The organism is Paraglaciecola sp. (assembly GCF_030730205.1).
In the GTDB taxonomy this organism is placed as follows: Bacteria; Pseudomonadota; Gammaproteobacteria; order Enterobacterales; family Alteromonadaceae; genus Paraglaciecola.
Map to the genome: position 1 here is coordinate 22,071 of NZ_JANQVQ010000018.1, position 3,008 is coordinate 25,078.

Genomic DNA, 3,008 nt, shown 5'->3' on the forward strand with positions numbered 1-3,008 from the left:
TGAACAATTTTTATACACTTGATTCGGTTTGAAGCAGCGCCTTATTCTTTTTCTGTATTGGATTGTGACAGGCTATTTGTTTAGGCTTTGTATCTCAAATTTCATACAAGGATGTCGAAATGCAAAACCATTCGCCTGTTTTCAAATCCCTTTTAGTCTCACTTTTATCTCTTAGTTTATTATCTTGTGGCGACAGTGATAAGACAGAAACGCCACCACCCGCTAATGTGCCACCTGTTGCTAGTGCTGGAAATGATCAAAGTGTCGATGAGCAAAGCACGGTTACCCTCTCAGGGACGGGTACTGACAGTGATGGCACTATTAGTACCTACAGTTGGGCTCAAACAGCCGGTACTAACGTTAGTTTAAGTGCTAGTTCAGCGGCTTCGACTACTTTTGTCGCACCCGATCTAAACGCAGATGAGACCTTAACCTTTTCCCTAACCGTGACTGACAACGATGGCGCAAGCCACAGCGATAGCGTTTCGGTAAATGTGCTCAGAATAAATGAAGACCCTATCGCCAATGCGGGTCCTGACCAAAGTATTGATGAACAAACAACAGTAACCTTAACCGGTACTGGCAGTGATGATGGCACCATTAGCAGCTACAGTTGGAGCCAAACAGCAGGTACTAGCGTCAGTTTAAGTTCCATTACTGAGGCCTCAATTGACTTTATAGCACCCGATGTTACTGCCACAGAAACCTTGTTGTTCACGCTGACCGTCACCGACGATGAGGGAGCAACGAACAGTGACACGGTGTCGATAGAGGTACGCAAAGTAAATATTGCACCAACGGTTAACGCAGGTAATGACAAAAATGCCATTGTAGGTGACACCGTATCGTTAAACGATGCCAGTGCCAGTGATGCTGATGGCGACACACTCACTTATACTTGGGCGCTGTTAGCGCCACCTAATAGCACAGCAAGCTTATCTTCTACAACGGTATTGACCCCAGATTTCACCCCCGATATTGCCGGCACCTATGTAGCCAGCTTAACGGCTAATGATGGTGCTGCTACAAGTCAATCAGACAGTGTCAATATTGTGGTGACAGAGCCTGTCATTAACCCCACGACAACGCGAGTAAACGGTACCGTTCTAGCTTTTAACACCACTCAACAAAAAGTCGCCATTGATAGTACCCAAGTCGTCATTTCAATTAATTTGCTGGATGAAAATAACAATATATTGGCTACGAGCACGCCTGAGGCGACTGAAAATCCACAAGTAGGTGACGAGCTGCGTTTTAATTCTGAAGTTACTGCAAACAATGCAGCTAAAGTTGCGGTTGATGTGTCTTATCCGGGCTACACCAGTTCATCGTGGCGGGTAAACTACAATGACGTAGTGAATTTAGATGCCAAATTATTACAAATTCCCGTACAACAAGTCGCAGAGTCAAGCATGCAGTCGGTCTCAGGCCAAATGACTGATGGCTTTAACTTGCAACTGTCTGACACGGTAAACGGACAACAAGTAACAACAATGAGCATTAGCGTGCCAAGCTCATTGTTACCTGCTAACACGGCATCTTTATCCATGGCGGTTGAAACCTTTGATCCAAACGATCCAGCCGATGCAGAGTATTTCCCTGGCGAATATGCCGATTCCGATGGTAATCAACTTGTTTCGGTTGCGTTTAATTTTGCCGATGTCACAACCGATAGCAATGAACCCCTAGCAGCAGCAATGCAGAGAGTGAGAGCCGAAAAAATGGCAAACCTAGTGGGTACTGCGGCCAAATTAGAGGAAGAACCGGTCATTATTAACCGCAATATACCTGCCCTGAGCTGCCCTATTCTTGAGACTTTAGGTGACAGCGATGCAAGCCAAGACGGCTTTCAAGTGCCTATATATGTTTTTAACCCCTACAGTGGTTTGTGGGAATTACTCGGCCAAGGCACGATTTATGATGCGATGGGCCAAATGGTCGATGCGGGACGAACTCAGTTCGATTGCACTACCAGCAATTACACCATGGAAATTTTAGTCACCAGTGAGATTTTCCTCAGCAAATGGTGGAATTTAGACTATCCCCTATTGTTCTCACAACCTAAAGAGTTATGCGCCACAGTTGAAGTGCAAAATACAGAGCAACAAGTCATTGCCGGCGTGATCGGATTTGTCAGTGATAAAGATGACTCCTTTGACTTTAGCTCCAGCTTTTTTATCACCGACCAACAAGGTAGAGCTGAAATATGTGTCACGCTCATATCTGAAACAGATGACACTGAAGCAGAGCTGTATTTCTATAATTCCACTGAATTCGGTTACAGCCAAAGCACCATCAATTTATCAGAGGTCAGTGATGAACCTGAAATCCAGATAATCACCGTAGACAGAGCAAAACTCTGCTACGTCGATGGCAAAGTCACCTACACAGATGGGGTGCCGGCTCACAAACAATTAATGTACGCAATTGGCACTAATTCTTTTAGTTATAATTTTGGTCTTACTGACGAGGAAGGGAACTACAGTCTTGCCGTAACGTGTGAGATTGAACACGCCTTATACAATTACACCGGTTATTTATTTGGCGCTGTATTTTCGCAATCAGACGATCCAAACAATCATATAAAAAGCGTCAATGTTGACGCTAACGTCGACTTTGACGAATCAAGTGACGATGGCGTAAGCGTCACTACCAAAGACTTTGTGGTGCCTTACAGCCCACCCTATTTTGTCGGTTATGGACTTACGACCAATAACCAAATATTGGTCTCTGCCTATGGTCTATATGATGCTTTTCCGATGACAGTCAAAATTAATGTCAGAAATGTCGATGACACACAACAGTTTGGAGAAGTCATAGGGCAACTTACCATCGACCCCGAAGACGATGAAAATGATTTTTGGTATCTCAACTACAGCACGTTAACGTTAGACTTTACTTTCCCTGCTGGCGCTGATTCCTTATACGGTGATGTTGAAATAATCGACGCACTAGGAAAAACCTGGACGATGAATCCTATCCTTTTGCGTTAAAAAGACGTAAACCAC

General features: G+C 44.4%; 1 protein-coding gene. It reads left to right on the forward strand.

Features of this window, described 5'->3' with window-relative positions; genetic code table 11:
• Positions 1-119 precede the first annotated feature (119 nt).
• On the forward strand, positions 120-2,993 hold the full coding sequence (locus NWQ57_RS01375; protein ID WP_306020158.1) for an Ig-like domain-containing protein: 2,874 nt from the start codon (positions 120-122) through the stop codon (positions 2,991-2,993).
• The last annotated feature ends 15 nt before the right edge of the window (positions 2,994-3,008 follow it).

What these genes read in the sequence shown, in the direction of transcription:
- NWQ57_RS01375 (WP_306020158.1), top strand. Translation starts at nt 120, where the DNA reads ATGCAAAACCATTCGCCTGTTTTCAAATCCCTTTTAGTCTCACTTTTA.